The sequence below is a fragment of the Pseudomonas lurida genome (genome assembly GCF_002563895.1).
Classification (GTDB): domain Bacteria; phylum Pseudomonadota; class Gammaproteobacteria; order Pseudomonadales; family Pseudomonadaceae; genus Aquipseudomonas; species Aquipseudomonas lurida.
Genome location: NZ_PDJB01000001.1, coordinates 3,302,998 through 3,320,931 on the forward strand (window position 1 = coordinate 3,302,998; position 17,934 = coordinate 3,320,931).

The following is a 17,934-nucleotide window of genomic DNA, read 5'->3' on the forward strand; positions in this document are numbered from 1 at the left end:
TGCGTGTGCGCTTACAATCCCGGTTCTAAACGCACACCAGGCAGACCCGGCAAGAAATGACGCTCGACCCTCCTACGATTTTGGCACTCACCGTTGCCCTGGCAGCCGCTGCCGCCCTGTACCTGGCCGTTGAATGGCGCAGCGTGCGTGAACCTTCGCTGCTGTACTGGAGCGCCGGCTTCGCCACCATCACCGTCGGCTCCACCCTCGCGCTGCTGCGCCTCAATGGCTTCCTGATGATCGGCATCTGGTTCGCCAATGGTTTGCTGGTGACTGCGCACTTTCTGTTTTTGCTCGGCGTGGCGCGGTTCACCCAAGTGCGCTTGTCGCCGCTGTGGCTGCTGATGCTGGTGGTGTGGCTCGGCATGCTCATGCTGCCGGCCGATCTGCCGTGGTCCAAAGCCATGCTGGGCGTGCAGTCGCTGTTGGTGGCACTGCCGACCCTGCGTGCCAGTTTCCTGCTGCGCCCCCACGGCAAATCCTTGAGCATCGGCGCGGTGCAGTTGCGCTATGTGCTGTTGATCCATGGCGGGTTCTATGTGGCCAAGGCGCTGTCGGTGCTGATCCCCGGCACGCTGATCGACCTCGCCGCGTTCAAGGGCGAGATCATCCAGGTGTCCTTGGTGGAAGGCGCCATGGCGATCATGCTGATTGCACTGTCGATGACCGGCTCCGAACGCTATCGCCGCGAACAGCAGATCGCCCGCCTCGCCGCCCGCGACCCACTGACCGCCCTCTACAACCGCCGCGCCCTCGACCTGCGCGCACCGCGCCTGCTGGCCCAAGTATCACCGGCGCAACCGGGTGCGCTGCTGCTGATCGACATCGACAACTTCAAATCGGTCAACGACCTCCACGGCCATACCGCTGGCGATCGCTTGCTGATCGCCTTGAGCGAAATGATTCGCGGTGTGGTGCCCCAGGGCGCGCTCGCAGCACGCCTGGGCGGGGATGAGTTCGTGATCCTGCTGAGCCCGGCGTCCACCGAACAGATCGTCGAGCTGGGCAGCAACCTGCGCGACCAGTTTCACCAACTGGCCTCGCAGACCTTCAACACGCCGGCGCCGGTGACCCTGAGCATCGGCGCCAACCTGTTTGACCAACCGCCGCCGAGCCTGGCGGCCTTGATTGAGCAAGGCGATAGCACGCTGTATGAATCCAAGCGGGGTGGGCGCGACAGCATTCGCCTTGTCGACCGCACCGGCGCCAGCGCCTACAGCTAAAGGCCGAGACCGACCGCGCGCGGGTGAGCGGCGTCCGCCTGGCCCGAACAAGCACGCCTTGCTCGCCCGCGTCCTCCGATGGGTAAACGCCCGCGCTCGCATCCAAAAAACCTGATAACACAAAGTCGCAAACATCTTCCGGCACAGCCGCAGCACGCACAGCGCGTAGACCTGCAGCAGCTCACTCATCCCGGCCTCCATTCACCACCAGATAAAGCAACGGCCCGACCGACACGAACACCGCCGTCAGTAAAAAGTACGGCAGCACCGAAGCCGCGGACCGCCCTCGCCGTCGGGTATCCCGGTACATCCACACGCCCCCCAGCACTGCCATCAGATACAGGTCGATCACCACTTGCGCGGTGTCCGGCCGTGACATCAGTTCGCGTCCAAAGGCCAGCAGCGACTGCTCGGCGGTGAGCATCGTGGCCAGGGTGTACAGCGAGAACCCGAGCAAACCAGCCAGGGCAACATAACGTCTTCTCATGATCGCGTCCTTGAAGTGATGAACGCCCACGTTAGTGATAAGGTTCGGCCCCTCGCAATGACCTCGGAGGTCATGATCCCGCCATGGACCACCCTGCTACCGCCGGCGAACAACTGCGCCAACTGCGCAAGCACGCCAAGCTGAGCCAACTCGACCTGGCGTTGATGACCAACGTCTCCCAGCGCCATCTCAGTTGCCTCGAAACCGGGCGCGCCAAGCCGAGCCCAGGCACTTTGCACACGCTGCTCACCGCGCTGGAGGCACCGCTCGAACAGTGCAACCGCGCGTTCCTCGCCGCCGGATATGCCCCGCGCTACACCGCCACCCCGCTCGCCTCACCGGCCATGGCCGCCATCCGCGAAGCCGTCAGCCATGTACTGCACGCCAACAATCCCGCGCCGGCGATCCTGTTGGGCAGCCAATGGGACGTATTGGCGGCGAATGCCAGTGCCGCCGTGCTGTTTGGACTGGTGGGCATACCGCCGGGTGCAGCCGGGAACCTGAACTTGCTGGCGACGCTGCTGCACGCCGGAGGCCTTGGCGACCACCTGATCAATGCCGATGAGATCCGCACCCTGGCCTGGCAGCGCGCCACCCGTGAGGCGCTGGACAATCCCGAACTGGCCGCACTGCTGTCGAGCTTGCCAACACCCGCCAGCACCGAACTGCCTGAACACATGCCGCCGCTGGTGCTCACGCGCCTGCGCACACCCCAGGGTGAACTGAGTTTTCTGTCCACCTTCACGACCTTCGGCATGCCCCAGGACATCACCCTCGCCTCCCTGCGGATCGAACATCTGATTCCCGCTGACGAGGCCACCTGGCAGGTGATGCGCGGTGCCTATGCGGAGTATGCGGCGCTGGTTTTGTGAAATATCTGTACGTAGACTGCCGCCATACCCCCACTTGAAGGCGGCGAAAAAAACGTGATGCAAGTTACCGAAGTCTCCATTGCCCAATTGCGCGCTGCGCTTGAATCTGGCCAGACCACGGCCGTCGAACTGGTCAAGGCTTACCTGGCACGGATCGATGCCTACGACGGTCCGCAAACCGCCACCGCCTTGAATGCCGTCGTGGTGCGCAACCCCGAAGCCCTGAAAGAAGCCGAGGCGTCCGATGCTCGCCGGGCCAAGGGCGAAACCTTGGGGCCACTGGATGGCATTCCCTACACCGCCAAAGACAGCTACCTGGTCAAGGGCCTGACCGCGGCATCCGGCAGCCCGGCGTTTGCCCACCTGGTCGCCCAGCGTGATGCGTTCACCGTCGAGCGCCTGCGTGCCGGTGGCGCTATCTGCCTGGGCAAGACCAACATGCCGCCAATGGCTAACGGCGGGATGCAGCGTGGCGTGTATGGCCGCGCCGAAAGCCCGTATAACGCCGATTACCTGACCGCACCCTTTGCCTCCGGCTCGTCCAACGGCGCCGGCACCGCGACGGCGGCGAGCTTTGCGGCCTTCGGCCTGGCGGAAGAAACCTGGTCGAGTGGGCGCGGCCCGGCATCCAACAATGGCCTGTGCGCCTATACCCCGTCCCGTGGGGTGATTTCGGTGCGCGGCAATTGGCCTTTGACACCGACCATGGACGTGGTGGTGCCGTACGCCCGCACCATGGCCGATCTGTTGGAAATCCTCGACGTGGTGGTGGCCGAAGACCCGGACACCCGTGGCGACCTGTGGCGCCTGCAGCCATGGGTGCCGATCCCCAGTGTTACCTCGGTGCGCCCGGCTACCTACGCCGAGCTGGCCGTGACTGCCGAATCCTTCGCGGGCAAACGCTTTGGCGTACCGCGCATGTACATCAATGCCGACCCCGAGGCAGGCACCAGCGAAAAACCCGGGATCGGCGGCCCCACGGGGCAGAAGATCAACACCCGCGCCAGCGTGATCGACCTGTGGGAAGACGCACGCCAGGCGCTGGAAGCCGCCGGTGCCGAAGTGATTGAGGTGGACTTCCCGCTGGTCTCCAACTGCGAGGGCGACCGCCCTGGCGCACCCACCGTGTTTAACCGAGGGCTGGTGTCCAAGGCATTCCTCCACGATGAGCTGTGGGAATTGTCAGCCTGGGCCTTCGATGATTTCCTGCGCGCCAACAACGACCCCGCCCTCAACCGCCTGGCGGATGTGGACGGGCCGAAGATCTTCCCCCACGAACCAGGCACCCTGCCCAACCGCGAGGACGACCTGGCCGCCGGCATGGACGAATACGTGCGCATGGCCGAACGCGGCATTACCCCGTGGGACCAGATCAGTACCGTCCCCGACGGCCTGCGCGGCCTGGAGCAAACCCGGCGTATCGACCTGGAAGAGTGGATGGATAAGCTCGGCCTCGACGCGGTGCTGTTCCCCACCGTCGCGGACGTGGGCCCGGCGGATGCCGATGTGAACGAAACCAGCGCTGATATCGCCTGGAGCAACGGCGTCTGGGTGGCCAACGGCAACCTTGCTATCCGCCACCTGGGCGTGCCGACTGTCACCGTGCCGATGGGTGTGATGGCCGACATCGGCATGCCGGTGGGGCTGACGTTTGCCGGGCGTGCCTATGACGATTCGGCGTTGCTGCGCTTTGCATCAGCGTATGAAGCCACCGGCAGCAAGCGCCTGATTCCGCCGCGCACACCACCGTTGGCAGCTGGCTAAACGCGGTCAAACCTGTGGGAGCAAGCCCGCTCCCACCTTTTTCAACCGCATTTCAAATCAGGCGCTATGCGCCACCGCAATCATATCGACCTCCACCGCCGCCGATTTCGGCAGCTGCATCACCCCCAGCGACGTACGCGTATGCACCCCGGCGCTGCCCAGGATCTCGTGCAACAGGTCCGATGCGCCGTTGGCCACTTCACTTTGCTGGTCAAAATCCTCGGCACTGCGTACGTACACGTTGATACGCGGGATCGCCTTGATCCGGTCCAGCGACCCCAATGCTTGCTTGAGCAGCCCCAGGCAGCGCAAGACGCTGATGCCGGCGGCAATTTGTGCCTGGGCCAGGGTCAGGCTGTCACCGACCTTGCCCGGCAGCACGATGGTATCGCCCACGCGGGGGATCTGGCCGCTGAGGTACAGATGGTTGCCGTCGCGAACCAGTGGCGTGTAGTTGCCACCGACCTTGAATTCGTCCAGCTGATAGCCGAGGCGTTGTTGGGCGGCCTGGTATTTTTCGTCGGGTGTCATGGGCGTGAATCCTCTTGTCGGCGCCGCCACTCATCAACCACGTCGCCCAGGGTCTTGGGCACCTCGTTGCAAATCCAAGCCATGAACGGCCGGTCGAACTTGAACCCCGGGCCGCACTGCTCAAGCATGAAGCGGCGCACGTTCTGAGTGTTTTTGTAGTGTGGGGTCACGGGCGTGGCGCGGGTAATGGGGTCGCTGTGCCAGTCAAAATCCATTGTGTTTCTCGGGCGGGGTTGGGTTCCGGCAGTAGCATAGCGATGTGCTACTTGCGCAGGAAGCGAGGCGTGATTCAGACAATGTGTTGGGACATCGTATAAGAAGTGGTCTTTTTTATAAGGCCTTGAAACCCAGTCTTTTCAGGATATTTCAAAATTTCACTTTCCTTCAATATAGGAAATATTGCATGGTTGTACGACGACTTAACCTGTCGTGCCAGCCCCCAACAACAATAAGGAAACACCCATGCAAAACGTCAAAGTGCTGATCGGTTTTCTGTGCCTGTTCAGCGGTTATGTGGCTGCAGCGCCCGCCCCTGCCGAAAAGGATGTGGCCCAAGCGGTCGACCAACTGACCCAAGCCATGCTGCACCTGGATCTCAAGCAGCTTCACGCGCTGACCGCTGACAAACTTACCTACGGCCACTCCAGCGGCAAGGTGCAGAACAAAGACCAATTCATCGCCGACCTGGAAACCCACACCAGCGCGTTCAAGACCCTGGAGATGCAAAACCAGACCATTACCCTGCAAGGCGACACCGCCCTGGTACGCAACCACTTCCACGCCCTGGCGGTGAACAGTGGCGTGGAAGTGCCGACGGATATCGATAACTTCCAGGTGTGGCAGAAGCAAAAAGGCAAATGGCTGTTGATCGGACGCCAGGCCTACAAGTACTGATGCCGATCGGTGAGCCGTCGTACGCGGCTCACCACTCCACCACCTTGCGCACGTTGAGCAATGCCTCGTGCAGCGCGGGCATGGCTACCGAGCCCAAGGCCAGGCGTAGCGCATGCGGGACATGGGCCGAGACGGCAAAGGGCTCGGCGGTGGACACGCAGACGCCTTCGCGCTGCAAGGTCATGGCGACTTGATCAGCCCGCGCGTCTTCCGCCAGCGGTAACCACAAGAAATACGATGAAGGATGGCTGGTGTAGGCCAGCCCTTTGAGCACACGCGCAGCCAGCGCCTGGCGGGCCTGGGCGTCCTCGCGCTTTTGCGCCTCCAGCTGTGCCACAGTGCCATCGTCGATCCAGGCCACCGCAATGGCGCTCATCACACCGGGCACATTCCAGGTCGTGGCCATGATGGTGCGCTCGAGGGGTTTCACCCATTCATTCGGCGCGGCGACGAACCCGACACGCAGGCCAGTCGCAACACTTTTCGACAGCCCTCCCACATACACCGTGCGCTCCGGTGCCAGGCTCGCCACGGGCGGCGGTGCGTCTGCGGCCAGGAACGCATAGGCGGCGTCCTCGATGATCATCAGGTTGTATTGGCGGGCGATGGCAACCAGTTGCTCACGTGAGTTCCTGCCCATCACCCAGCCGAGGGGATTGTGCAGGGTCGGCATGCTGTACACGGCACGTACGGGACGCCGGCGACACAGGGCTTGCAGGGCGTCCAGGTCGGGTCCCACAGGCGTTACCGGGATCGCGACGACTTCCAGGTGCAGGGTCTCGGCCAGCACCTTGAACCCGGAATAGGTCAACGCGTCCACCGCAATCACATCCCCAGGCTTGAGCAACGCCATCATGGTCACCGCCAAGCCATGCTGGGCGCCACTGACCAACAGCACCTGATCGGCCTCCACGCTCAGGCCTCGGCTGAGCAAGTGCCGCGCGAACGCAGCACGCTCATGCGGGCGGCCGCCATGAGGCTGGTAACGCAACAGGGCTTCCAGGTCCCCGGACAACGCCAACTGGCGCAACGCCGTGCGCAGCAACTCAGCCTGGCCCGGCAACGAGGGGTAGTTGAAATTGAGGTCTAGCATGCCCGCCGCCACCGGCATCTGCCCACTGCCCTGCCCTGGCGGCAGCGAAATCTCGCGCACAAAGGTGCCGCGCCCGGTCTCCCCGCTGACCAGCCCCATGGCCTCGAGCTCCGTGTACACACGGCTCGCAGTGACCAGCGCCAGGCCATGGTCGGCGGCCAGTTGACGATGCGTCGGCAGGCGCGTACCGGGCGGCATCTTGCCGCTGCGAATGTCTGCGGCGAACGTGTCGACCAACGACTTGTAACGAGCACGGGGCATAGGGATGTATCCATGACAATTTTTTGATTGTCCCAATGCTCGCCCCTAGGATGGCCTGAACGCAACCCCTCTTGCCCCGGGCCTATCTCATGGAACGCACCTCCCTTCTCAACACGCTGGATACCCGCACCCAAGGCTGGATCAACGGCTTTATCGGCGTAGTGATTTTCAGCGGTTCCCTGCCCGCCACGCGCCTGGCGGTGATGGAATTCGACCCGGTGTTCCTGACCATGCTCCGTGCGGCCATCGCTGCCGTCCTGGGGTTACTGTTGCTGTGGCTGTTCAAGGAGCAGCGCCCCGCGCGCCATCAATGGATGCCTCTCGCGATCGTCGCCCTTGGGGTCGTGATCGGCTTCCCCCTGCTCACCGCCCTGGCGTTGCAATACGTGACGTCGGCCCACTCCATCGTGTTCATCGGCCTGCTGCCACTGGCCACCGCCGTCTTTGGCGTGCTGCGCGGTGGCGAACGCCCGCGCCTGGTGTTCTGGTTGTTCTCGATCCTCGGCAGCGTGCTGGTGATGGGTTACGCCGTCGCCCAGGGCTTGAGCGCCGCGCCTGCCGGAGACGTGCTGATGCTGCTGGCGGTGCTGGTGTGCGGCCTGGGTTACGCCGAAGGCGCCAAGTTGTCGCGCAGCCTGGGCGGCTGGCAGGTGATCTGCTGGGCGCTGGTGGTGTCGATACCGGTAGTGGTGCCGTTGAGCCTGGTCATGGCGCCGACGAGCCTGCACGGCATCAGCCTGCCGGCCTGGTTGAGCCTGGGTTATGTGTCCCTGTTCAGCATGCTGATCGGCTTTGTGTTCTGGTATCGGGGCCTGGCCCAGGGAGGCATCGCGGCGGTTGGCCAATTGCAATTGCTGCAACCGTTTTTTGGCCTGGCATTGGCGGCGGGTTTGCTGCACGAGCAGGTCAGCCTGGGCATGGTACTGGTGACAATCGCGGTGATCGCTTGCGTGGCCGGCGCGAAGAAGTTCGCGCGCTAGCGCTGCGGCGCGACCATCTTGAACTTGATGTTGATGTCATTGGACACCACGCTGTTGCCCGCCCATTCACCCTCGCCGATCTTGAAGTCGCCGCGCTTGAGGATGAACTCACCGTCGAACACGCCAATGCCGCTTTGCTCCTTGAGCACCACGTCGACGTCCACCGGGTGCGTGGTGCCCTTGATAGTCAGGTTGCCGCTGATCGTGTAGCGGTTGTCTCCCAGCGCCTTGACGGCGGTGGATTCGTACACGCCCACCGGGTAGGTCGCGGTATCGAACCAGGATTCACGTTGCAGCTCGTCGTTGGCATCAGGGCTGCCGGCGTCGATGCTCGCAAGTTGGATCTTGAGCAAGGCATGCCCTGCTTCCGGCCTTTGCGTATCGAAGGTCAAGACGCCTTCGAACTCACTGAAGGTGCCGTACACCCGCTGCCCCAATTGCTGGTAGGTAAAGCTGATCTGGCTGGCGGTACGGTTGACGTCCCTGTACTCCACCGCCTGCGCGCTGGAACAGTAGGCAAGGATCAGGGCCAGTACGGCGACCGGGGACATTCGTCGTTTCATGCAACGCTCCGCAGAGTAAAGGACACAGGTACTGAGCTAACACGCCGTACCAGGGATTTATTCCCATCCGGCGCCTGTCCTGCTAAACAGAGTAGTCGCCCCAAGAACAACAAGGATTCTGCATGCATTCCCCCTCACTCCAGGACATCACCGCGCCAGAAGGCATCTGCTACGGCTGCGGCGCCAGCAACCCCCACGGCCTGCATATCAAGAGCCGATGGGACGCGGACGGTATCCACCTGATCGCCGAACATCTGCCCGAGGCCCACTACAGCGGCTGGCCCAACCTGGTCTACGGGGGCCTGATCGCCATGCTGGTGGACTGCCATTCCAACTGGACCGCCATGGCCTACCATTACCGCGCCGAGCAGCGCGAACCCGGCAGCCTGCCGCGCATCGACTGCGTCACCGGCAACCTGGGCATCAAATTCATCAAGCCCACGCCCATGGGCGTCACCCTCACCCTGCGCGCGCGGGTCGAAGGCGACGTGGGCCGCAAGACCCGCGTGATCTGCGAGGTGTACGCCGGTGACGTGCTGACGGCGGTAGGCGATTCGATCTTCGTGCGCGTCGACACCGGCCAATTGGCCGCCGCCGCCCATGGTCGCGGGGACTGATCCTGGTCTACATTGACTGCCACCGCTAATCGAGGATTGCACCGATGACTCGTCTCACCGCGAAAGACTTTGCCCCCGAACTGCTGGAACTCTACGACGGCTACGCCCACGGCAAGATCAACCGCCGCGAATTTCTCGACCGCGCCGCGCTGTTCACCTTTGGTGGCCTCACCGCTTCGGCCCTGCTCGCGGCCCTGAGCCCCAACTACGCCCTGGCCGAACAAGTCAAATTCACTGACCCGGACATCGTCGCCGACTACATCACCTACCCGTCGCCCAAGGGCAACGGTACCGTGCGTGGTTACTGGGTGCGCCCGGCCAAAGCAGCGGGCAAGTTGCCGGCGGTGGTGGTGGTCCACGAGAACCGTGGCCTCAACCCCTATATCGAAGACGTCGCGCGGCGCCTGGCCAAGGCCGGCTTCATTGCCCTGGCACCCGACGGCCTGACCTCGGTTGGCGGCTACCCGGGCAACGATGAAAAAGGCGTGGCACTGCAGCAAACGGTCGACCCGACCAAGCTGATGAACGACTTTTTCGCCGCCATCGAATGGCTGATGCACCATGACAGCAGCACCGGCAAGGTCGGCATCACCGGCTTCTGTTATGGCGGCGGCGTGACCAATGCAGCAGCCGTGGCGTACCCGGAATTGGGTGCGGCGGTGTCGTTCTATGGGCGTCAGCCGGAGGCCAAGGATGTGCCGCGTATCAAGGCGCCGATCATGTTGCACTACGGCGAACTGGATACGCGGATCAATGAAGGCTGGCCAGCGTACGAGAAGGCGTTGAAGGCAGCCGGTACGACCTATGAGGCGTATATCTACAAGGGCGCCAACCACGGTTTCCACAATGACTCGACGCCGCGCTATGACGAGGCAGCGGCGAACCTGGCGTGGAAAAGAACACTCGACTGGTTCCATAAATATTTGGCCTAGGCACCCATTAACTGTGGGAGCTGGCTTGCCTGCGATAGCGGCCTTTGCGTCACCTATGGGGTGACTGACCCACCGCTTCGCAGGCAAGCCAGCTCCCACATTGGATCGACTTCGTTCTCGAGGTCAGTGTTCCAAGGCATACCGCCGGCAATGGTTGAGGTAGCCCTGCTCATGGCTCCCCACCAATTGCACCACGCTGGTCCATAACCAGGACGGCGCATCCAGCTGCCTGGAGCGATTTTCCTGCAACACCGCCATCCAGTCCTTGCGCGTCTCGCGGTCCATCTGGCGGGCATGGGCGACACCCACCACCCGCGCCAGGTAGCCAGCGGCGTGCATGGCGTCCGTCTCGCTCAACTCATCCAGCTCCAGCTTCATGTCCTGGGGCAGCAGTTCACGGATGAAAAACCCGTGATCCAGAAAACGCGTCGCGACCATCCGCTCACCCAGGCCTGGTGACAAATGGCGCGCGCCCTCCACCACGCGCCGCCCATTGTCCCTGGGCATCTTTGCCCGCGCCGCGCGGGGTGCAGCAGCGCCAACGGCCTCCTTGATATCGATCAGGCAATATTCCTGGTCGTCCTTGTCGCCCACGCCGAGCAAGGCGGCATAGCGCAGCAGGCCGAGCGAACTGCAGCCCTTGACCCAATAGGCGGAGTCCAGCAGTTCGACCCTGGCGTCCTTGGGCCGCCCCTTGAGCGAAGTGACCAGCTGATGAATGTCGTCCGAGGCACACAGGGTTTCCAGCGCCGCTTTCTCGGCCCGTGACAGCGACCAGAAATGCTTGCCCAAAGGAATGGTCGGTCGGGCGCTTTCGATGCGCTCGCGCGCCAGGTTTTTCCAGGTGCGCGCCACGGCGCTGCGCATGCCCGCCTTGACCTGGGACGGACGCGGCGGCACCTGGTCGGGTTTGTCCTTGAAGGCCTGTTCATAGCCCACCATCATCTCTTCAAGCATGCGTGCGGTGGTGACGCCCGGCAGGTCCGAGCCGCGCGCGGCGGTGGCCAGGGACAGGGCCAGGCGCACCAGGTCGTGGGTCGGGTTGCCGATCACCGCCTGGTCAAGGTCACGGATGTGCATATCGATGCGGCCCTTGGTATCCCCGGTGGGCCCCAGGTTGCCAGCGTGGCAGTCGCCGCAGATCCAGATCGCCGGGCCATGGGGCAAGCGCCGGCCGGTGTGGCTCTGCAGCCACTCGTAGAACTGCACGGTGCTGCCGCGCACATAGGCGTGGGCAGAACGCGCCATCTTCAGGTTTCGCAGTTGGATCAGGTGGGGCATGCGGGCGGAGGGGCGCGGTGTTTTCATGAAATAACTCAGTGCAGGTGTGGCGGTAGAGCCCTGGCCCTCGGCAAATGTTTCATTATGTTTCAAAAAAAGTATTCAGCCCTGCGTCGCCATTTCCCGCAACCAGCCCTTGAACGCCAGCATGGCCGAGGTCTCGGCGCGTGACTGCAAGCGCGTCAGCCAATAGCTGCCGGTGGTGATGCCGACGTCGAACGGCTGGCGGATGACATCGCTCTCCAGTTGCCTCGAAAACATCATCGCCGGCGCCAACGCCACCCCCGTGCCTTGCAAGGCCGCCTCCATCATTGCCAACGAGGAATCAAACACGATGCTGCGCGGCACCAGGGTATCGACTGGCAAACCGGCGGCCTGGAACCACAAACTCCACTCATCGGCGCGGTAGGAGCGCAGCAAGGTGTGTTTCAACAGGTCGGCGGGTGCGTGCAATTGCTCAGCCAGTTGCGGCACGCAGAGCACGCTCAGTGGTGCTTCCAGCAGTTCGCAGGCATCCGTGCCATGCCAGGCACCTGCGCCGAAGCGGATCGCATAGTCCAGGCCTTCGGCGGCCACATCGACGCGGTTGTTGTGGGTGGACAGGCGCAGGTCGATAAAGGGGTAGCGTGCATGGAAATCCGGCAGCCGTGGCAACAACCAGCCGACGGCGAAGGTACCGACTGCGCCGACCGTGAGCACCTCGCGGTAGTGCCCGCCTTCGAATTGGCTCAAGGTCTGGGCGATGCGGTCAAACGACTCGCGCACCACCGGCAGCAGGGTTTCGCCTTCGCTGGTGAGCATCAGGCCGCGGGGCAGGCGCTTGAACAACGTGACGTTGAGTTGCGCCTCCAGACTTTTGACTTGGTGGCTGACCGCTGCTTGAGTGACACACAACTCGATGGCAGCTCGGGTGAAGCTCAAATGCCGAGCCGACGCCTCGAACGCGCGCAGGGCGTTGAGCGGTAAATGGGAGCGCAGCATGCTTGACCCTAATTAATCTAATGGCAGGTGCGAGATATCATCGTTTGCCCAAGGCCCGCAAACGGCCTACATTTGCCACGCCCGCGCAGGCTCTCTCGTCAATCGATCACTCTCATGGAAGCGATATCATGCCCCAACTCTCCTTGTCTGGCGTGGGTAAATTAACCGCCCTGGCTTTGTTCATGGCTGCCGGCCAATGCCTGGCGGCCGCCGACCTGCGCACCGTGGTGGACGCCAGCGTCAAGCCACTCATGCAGCAACAGTCTATTCCGGGGCTGGTCGTCGGCATCGTGAAGGATGGCAAAACGCAATACTTTAACTACGGCGTCGCCAGCAAAGACGCTCAGCAAGCCGTCAGTGAAAACACACTGTTCGAAGTCGGATCAGTGAGCAAAACCTTCACCGCCACCCTCGCCGGTTATGCCGTGGCGACCGGCAAACTCAGCCTCACCGCGCCGGCCAGCGACTACCTGCCGGCCTTGCGTGGTGGACGGTTCGATCACATCAGCGTGCTCAACCTGGGCACCTACACCGCCGGGGGCCTGCCCCTTCAGTTCCCCGCCGAGGCCGACAACAACCAGCGCATGATCAGCTACTTCCAGCATTGGAAACCCGACTTCGCGCCCGGCACCCACCGCTTGTACTCCAACCCGAGCCTGGGCCTGTTCGGCTACCTGGCGGCGCAGAGCCTCAAGCAACCGTTCGACGCGTCGATGGAGCGCACCCTGCTCCCGAAACTGGGGCTCAAGCACACCTTCGTCAACGTGCCGGCCAGCCAGATGAACCTGTACGCCCAAGGCTATGGCAAAGACGGCAAACCGGTACGCGTCGGCCCCGGTGCCATGGACAGCGAGGCCTATGGCATCAAGACCAGCGCCGCCGACCTGCTGCACTACGTGAGTGTGAACATGAACCCGGCAGGCCTGGAAAAACCCTTGCAACAGGCGATCGCCACGACTCACACCGGTTACTACAGCGTAAACGGCATGACCCAGGGCCTGGGCTGGGAACTGTATCCCTACCCGATCACGCTCGCTGCCTTGGTTGAGGGCAACTCGAGCCAGATGGCGCTTGAGCCACACAAGGTCGACTGGCTGACCCCGCCGCAGTCACCCCACGCCGACACGCTGGTCAACAAAACCGGGTCCACCAATGGGTTTGGCGCCTATGTGGCCTATGTGCCGAGCAAGGGCATGGGGGTGGTGATACTGGCGAACAAGAACTACCCGAATGGGGAGCGTGTGAAAGTGGCCCATGCGATCCTGAGCGCACTGGACCACTGAGGCCAGACGCAAAACTAACCTGTGGGAGCGGGCTTGCCCGCGATGAGGGAGTGTCAGCCGACAGCGTTGGCAACTGACACATCGCTATCGCGGGCAAGCCTGCTCCCACAGTTTTTGATCGTGTTACATGCCGAGCCAGTGCGGCAGCGCCAGCGAAATGAACGGCAAGTACGTGACCATGATCAGGAACACCAACAGGATCATCAGCCACGGCAGCGCCGCACGAATGGTCTGCCCCAGCGTCAACCCGGTCACTGCCGAAGTTACGAACAGGTTCAGCCCCACCGGTGGGTGCACCAGGCCGATTTCCATGTTGACCACCATCACGATCCCCAGGTGAATCGGGTCGATGCCCAGCTTCATCGCAATCGGGAAGAAGATCGGTGCCAGGATCAGCACGATGGCTGACGGTTCCATGAAGCTGCCCGCCACCAGCAGTACCACGTTGACCATGATCAGGAATCCAATCGGCGTCAGCCCTTCAGAGATCACCCACGCGGTGATTTCCTGGGGGATTTGCTCGGTGGTCAGCACATGGGCGAAGAGCATGGCGTTGGCGATGATAAACATCAGCATGATTGCCAGGCGCCCGGACTCCAGCAGCACCTTGGGGCAGTCGCGGAACTTCATGTCCTTGTAGATGAACAGCGCGACAAACGCCGAGTAGACCGCGGCCACCGCGGCCGCTTCGGTCGGGGTGAACATGCCGCTGTAGATGCCACCGAGGATGATCACCAGCAGCAGCAACCCCCAGAAGGCACGGCGTGCGCAGGTCAGCCACTCACGGAAGGTCGCCCGTGGCTGGGCCGGCAGCTTCTTGATGCGCGCGACGATGTAGATCGCGATCATCAACATCAGGCCCAGCAGCAACCCCGGGATCACACCCGCCATGAACAGCTTGCCGACCGATGTCTCGGTCGCCGCCGAATACACCACCATCACGATCGACGGCGGGATCAGGATGCCCAGCGTGCCGGCATTACAGATGATCCCCGCCCCGAATTCCTTCGGATATCCGGAACGCACCATCCCCGCCACGGCAATCGAACCCACCGCCGCTACCGTCGCCGGTGACGACCCCGACAGCGCCGCAAACAGCATGCACGCCAGCACAGCTGCAATCGCCAGGCCGCCACGGATATGGCCGACACAGGCGTTGGCGAAGTCAATCAGGCGTTGCGCCACGCCGCCGGTGGTCATGAACGCGCCGGACAGCAGGAAGAACGGAATCGCCAAGAACGTGTAGGCGTCGGAGGTCTCGAACAGCTTGATCGCCAGGGAGCTTACCGAGTCCTGGCTGAACATCAGGATCGACACCGCCCCGGACAGGCCCAGGGAAATCGCGATCGGCACGCCCAGGAACATGAACACAAACAGCAGCAGGAATAGACAAAGCACGGCCATCAGTGACGCTCCTCATGGCTGCCGGCCAATTTGCTGGCCTCGCCAGCCTCGTCGGCCAGCCCCAACCCGACCTGACGGTGGGTAAAGATGCGGTAGAAAATTTCCAGGTAGCGGATAAACACCATGGCGAAACCGATGGGCACGATCACCACGATGTCACCGACGTCCACGCCGTACTGGTCGAGGTCTTCGGCACCGATATGTGCCCCCATCACCGCGCTCACCCACTTGTAGCTGGCGATCATGAACAGCCCGGCATACGCCAGGCAGCACAGGCAGGCGAGCATGCCCAGCATGCGTTGCACGGGACGCTTGGTCAGCTTGACCAGCGCGTCCACGCCAAGGTGGCCGGCGGTGCGCACACCATAGGAAATACCGAAGAAAATCAGCCAGCCGAACATGGCCTTGGTCAGCGCCACGCTCCAGGTCATGTCTTGGGCCCAGGTCATGGTGCCGTCGCCCAGGGCGTTGAAGAAGTTGCTGCTCAAGGCCCACTTGTCGGCCAGGGCAAAGAACAGCGTGTAGATGTTATTGAGCATGACGTAGACGAATGTCACCAGGGTCATGGCGGCCAGCAGGAAGGCGATGAAACCTTCCTCCAGGTGCTCCCAGACGCGCCTTAGCGTTTGCATGGCAAAACCTCGCGAAGCGGGAATAGGTATCGGGTTGGAAACCGGATCACACTGTGGGAGCTGGCTTGCCCGCTCCCACAGTGAATCTGCGCTACTGGTTGGACGCGTCCGCCGCCTTGATCAGGTCAGCCCCAATTTCCCCCTCGAACTTCTGCCACACCGGGCGCATGGCTTCGCGCCAGAGCTGGCGTTGCTCCGGCGTCAGTTCGATGATTTCGCTGGTCTTGGCGTCGACGATCTTCTGCTTGGCCGACTGGTTCAGCGCCTCAGCCTGTTTGTTCACTTCGACGGTGACCTCGACCATGATCTGGTCCAGGGTGGTGCGGATATCCGGAGGCAGGCCGTTCCAGAACTTGGCGTTGGTGATCACCATGTAGTCGATCAGGCCATGGTTGGACTCGGTGAAGTACTTCTGCACCTCGTTGACCTTCTGGCTTTCATAGTTCGACCAGGTGTTCTCGGTGCCGTTGACCGTGCCGGTCTGCAGGCCTTGATACACCTCGGCAAAACTCATTTTGCGCGGATTGGCGCGGATCGCCTTGAACTGCTCCTCGAGCACGCTGGAGGCCTGCACGCGGAACTTGAGGCCACGGGCATCCTTGGGTTCATGCAGCGCCTTGTTCGACGAGAGTTGCTTGAGGCCGTTGTGCCAATAGGCCAGCCCGAGGATGTTCTTGTCCTGCATGGAGGTCAGCAGCGCCTTGCCCTGGGCGGCCTGGAAACGGTCGACGGCGGCGAGGTCATTGAACAGGAACGGCAGGTCATAGATCTGCACTTGCTTGGTGTATTGCTCGAACTTGGCCAGGGACGGCGCCAGCATCTGCACGTCGCCCAGCAACAGCGCTTCCATTTCCTTGCCATCACCGAACAACGATGAGTTCGGGTACACCTCGACCTTGACCTTGCCCGGCAGGCGCTCTTCGGCGAGTTTCTTGAACAGCAGCGCACCCTGGCCCTTGGGGGTGTTTTCGGCGACCACGTGGGCGAACTTGATGACAATCGGGTCCGCCGCCTGGGCCAGGCCCGCGGCAAACAAGGTGGCGGCGCACAGCAGCGCCCGGGAAAGCTTGAGCATGGAAAATCACCTTCTTATTGTTGTGTTGTAAGGCAAGGTGCCTGATGTCGCGCGTGTAGTGAATTTCGAATTTTTGATACCTGCGTTCGGCGTGGCCGAACGCGGATCCGCGGGATAACGAAGGCCCATTGTGGGAGCGGGTTTGCCCGCGATGGCGTTCTGTCAGTTGATACAACGGGCAATTGATCCACCGCCATCGCAGCTAAGCCAGCGCCCACAGTTTGATTCGGCTCCCCTCAGACAGAGGCGGCCAGCAGTCTTTGCGCGCGCAGCAACACCGGCGCATCCACCATCTGCCCGTCAATCTGATAGGCCCCTGCCCCATGGGCGCCGGCGTCTACCACGCGCTGGGCCCAGGCCAGGTCCTCGGCGCTTGGCGCCAAGGCCTGGTGAATCACCGCCACCTGCTTGGGATGAATGCACAACGCCCCGGCAAACCCCATTTCATAGGCATGCCGGATCGAACGGCGCAGCCCTTCGGGATCATCGATGGCCGGGTGCACGCCATCCAGCGGTGCGACCAGGCCAGCGGCGCGGGAATGCACGATCAACGCCAGGCGCGCCTGGTCCAGGGCGAACTGCGCGGCCATGGAGTTGCTGCTCAGGTTCAGGTCCAGCGCCAGGTCCAGCCCGCCGAACGACAGGCGCTGCACGTGCGGCGCATGGGCGATCTCGGCCACGGCCAACAAACCGCGCGCGCTCTCGATGATCGGCCAGATGACTTTGCCGGTGGCAGCCACCACGGCCACCTGGGCGGCACTCTCAACCTTCGGCAGCAACACCCCCGCGACGTTTGGGTGGGCCTTGCAGAACGCCACATCCTCGAAGTGCTCGGCATGCTCCGGCGCATTGATGCGCACCCATACCTGGGCTGCGGGGTTTGCTGTCAAAAACGCGCCAAGATTATCCCGCGCCTGACGCTTGAGCGGCTCTTCCACCGCGTCTTCAAAATCCACGATCACCGCATCGGCGCCACTGGCCAAGGCTTTGGAGAATCGCTCCGGTCGGCTACCGGGCACAAACAACGCCGAACGTACCAATGGCTTTGGCATCTGTTGAAT

Annotated in this window: 19 protein-coding genes; 8 read left to right on the forward strand and 11 right to left on the reverse strand. The window is 62.7% G+C overall.

Annotated features, from left to right (window positions below):
• Window positions 1–56: 56 nt before the first annotated feature.
• On the forward strand, window positions 57–1,223 hold the full coding sequence (locus ATH90_RS14835; RefSeq protein WP_098466623.1) for a GGDEF domain-containing protein: 1,167 nt from the start codon (window positions 57–59) through the stop codon (window positions 1,221–1,223).
• Between the two features lie 181 nt (window positions 1,224–1,404).
• Here the strand turns inward: ATH90_RS14835 and ATH90_RS14845 are convergent, their stop codons facing one another.
• Window positions 1,405–1,710 carry a DUF2834 domain-containing protein gene (locus ATH90_RS14845; RefSeq protein ID WP_098466624.1) on the reverse strand — a complete coding sequence of 102 codons (306 nt, stop codon included), beginning with the start codon at window positions 1,708–1,710 and terminating at the stop codon, window positions 1,405–1,407.
• Window positions 1,711–1,793: 83 nt separating this feature from the next.
• Here ATH90_RS14845 and ATH90_RS14850 point away from each other — a divergent pair, with 83 nt between their 5' ends.
• The gene (locus ATH90_RS14850) at window positions 1,794–2,582 is read left to right on the forward strand and encodes a helix-turn-helix domain-containing protein (protein WP_098466625.1); all 789 of its coding nucleotides are present in this window, start codon (window positions 1,794–1,796) and stop codon (window positions 2,580–2,582) included.
• A 54-nt stretch (window positions 2,583–2,636) separates the two neighbouring features.
• Window positions 2,637–4,346, forward strand: coding sequence for an amidase (locus ATH90_RS14855; RefSeq protein WP_098466626.1), 1,710 nt, complete (start codon window positions 2,637–2,639; stop codon window positions 4,344–4,346).
• Between the two features lie 57 nt (window positions 4,347–4,403).
• Here the strand turns inward: ATH90_RS14855 and ATH90_RS14860 are convergent, their stop codons facing one another.
• On the reverse strand, window positions 4,404–4,877 hold the full coding sequence (locus ATH90_RS14860) for a RidA family protein (RefSeq protein WP_034104892.1): 474 nt from the start codon (window positions 4,875–4,877) through the stop codon (window positions 4,404–4,406).
• Window positions 4,874–5,092, reverse strand: coding sequence for a DUF6434 domain-containing protein (locus tag ATH90_RS14865; protein ID WP_069023635.1), 219 nt, complete (start codon window positions 5,090–5,092; stop codon window positions 4,874–4,876). Before ATH90_RS14865 ends, ATH90_RS14860 begins: the two co-directional genes overlap by 4 nt.
• Window positions 5,093–5,339: 247 nt before the next feature.
• On the opposite strand from ATH90_RS14865, the gene ATH90_RS14870 reads away from it, so the two are divergent.
• Entirely contained in the window at window positions 5,340–5,771 is a 432-nt protein-coding gene (locus ATH90_RS14870) for a nuclear transport factor 2 family protein (protein ID WP_034104888.1), read from the forward strand.
• A gap of 28 nt (window positions 5,772–5,799) precedes the next feature.
• Here ATH90_RS14870 and ATH90_RS14875 read toward each other — a convergent pair whose 3' ends face one another.
• A complete protein-coding gene (locus ATH90_RS14875; RefSeq protein ID WP_098466627.1) occupies window positions 5,800–7,125 on the reverse strand; it encodes an aminotransferase-like domain-containing protein in 1,326 nt (441 codons plus the stop codon).
• Window positions 7,126–7,214: 89 nt separating this feature from the next.
• Between ATH90_RS14875 and ATH90_RS14880 the strand changes: the two genes are divergently transcribed.
• Window positions 7,215–8,105, forward strand: a complete 891-nt coding sequence (locus tag ATH90_RS14880; RefSeq protein ID WP_034104884.1) for a DMT family transporter — start codon at window positions 7,215–7,217, stop codon at window positions 8,103–8,105.
• On the opposite strand, the gene ATH90_RS14885 is transcribed toward ATH90_RS14880, so the two are convergent.
• A complete protein-coding gene (locus ATH90_RS14885; protein WP_420884280.1) occupies window positions 8,102–8,668 on the reverse strand; it encodes a YceI family protein in 567 nt (188 codons plus the stop codon). The genes ATH90_RS14880 and ATH90_RS14885 overlap by 4 nt on opposite strands.
• 122 nt (window positions 8,669–8,790) lie before the next feature.
• Between ATH90_RS14885 and ATH90_RS14890 the strand changes: the two genes are divergently transcribed.
• Both ATH90_RS14890 and yghX read left to right on the forward strand, forming a co-directional pair.
• Window positions 8,791–9,285: a PaaI family thioesterase gene (locus ATH90_RS14890; protein ID WP_034104879.1), complete on the forward strand. Its 495-nt coding sequence runs from the start codon at window positions 8,791–8,793 to the stop codon at window positions 9,283–9,285.
• Window positions 9,286–9,329: 44 nt separating this feature from the next.
• The gene (gene yghX / locus ATH90_RS14895; RefSeq protein ID WP_034104877.1) at window positions 9,330–10,217 is read left to right on the forward strand and encodes a YghX family hydrolase; all 888 of its coding nucleotides are present in this window, start codon (window positions 9,330–9,332) and stop codon (window positions 10,215–10,217) included.
• Between the two features lie 123 nt (window positions 10,218–10,340).
• On the opposite strand, the gene ATH90_RS14900 is transcribed toward yghX, so the two are convergent.
• Together ATH90_RS14900 and ATH90_RS14905 are read right to left on the reverse strand one after the other, a co-directional pair.
• The gene (locus ATH90_RS14900) at window positions 10,341–11,525 is read right to left on the reverse strand and encodes a DUF2252 family protein (RefSeq protein WP_098466629.1); all 1,185 of its coding nucleotides are present in this window, start codon (window positions 11,523–11,525) and stop codon (window positions 10,341–10,343) included.
• Between the two features lie 75 nt (window positions 11,526–11,600).
• The gene (locus tag ATH90_RS14905) at window positions 11,601–12,479 is read right to left on the reverse strand and encodes a LysR family transcriptional regulator (protein ID WP_034104873.1); all 879 of its coding nucleotides are present in this window, start codon (window positions 12,477–12,479) and stop codon (window positions 11,601–11,603) included.
• Between the two features lie 128 nt (window positions 12,480–12,607).
• Between ATH90_RS14905 and ampC the strand changes: the two genes are divergently transcribed.
• Window positions 12,608–13,762 carry a class C beta-lactamase gene (gene ampC, locus ATH90_RS14910; RefSeq protein ID WP_098466630.1) on the forward strand — a complete coding sequence of 385 codons (1,155 nt, stop codon included), beginning with the start codon at window positions 12,608–12,610 and terminating at the stop codon, window positions 13,760–13,762.
• Between the two features lie 123 nt (window positions 13,763–13,885).
• On the opposite strand, the gene dctM is transcribed toward ampC, so the two are convergent.
• The 4 genes from dctM to ATH90_RS14930 all read right to left on the reverse strand — a co-directional run bounded on the left by dctM (window position 13,886) and on the right by ATH90_RS14930 (window position 17,925).
• Window positions 13,886–15,166: a C4-dicarboxylate TRAP transporter large permease protein DctM gene (dctM, locus tag ATH90_RS14915; RefSeq protein WP_034104869.1), complete on the reverse strand. Its 1,281-nt coding sequence runs from the start codon at window positions 15,164–15,166 to the stop codon at window positions 13,886–13,888.
• Window positions 15,166–15,798 carry a TRAP transporter small permease gene (locus ATH90_RS14920; protein ID WP_034104867.1) on the reverse strand — a complete coding sequence of 211 codons (633 nt, stop codon included), beginning with the start codon at window positions 15,796–15,798 and terminating at the stop codon, window positions 15,166–15,168. Before ATH90_RS14920 ends, dctM begins: the two co-directional genes overlap by 1 nt.
• Window positions 15,799–15,889: 91 nt before the next feature.
• Window positions 15,890–16,873, reverse strand: a complete 984-nt coding sequence (locus tag ATH90_RS14925; RefSeq protein ID WP_098466631.1) for a TRAP transporter substrate-binding protein — start codon at window positions 16,871–16,873, stop codon at window positions 15,890–15,892.
• Between the two features lie 236 nt (window positions 16,874–17,109).
• Window positions 17,110–17,925 carry an HpcH/HpaI aldolase/citrate lyase family protein gene (locus ATH90_RS14930; protein ID WP_098466632.1) on the reverse strand — a complete coding sequence of 272 codons (816 nt, stop codon included), beginning with the start codon at window positions 17,923–17,925 and terminating at the stop codon, window positions 17,110–17,112.
• Window positions 17,926–17,934 lie beyond the last annotated feature (9 nt).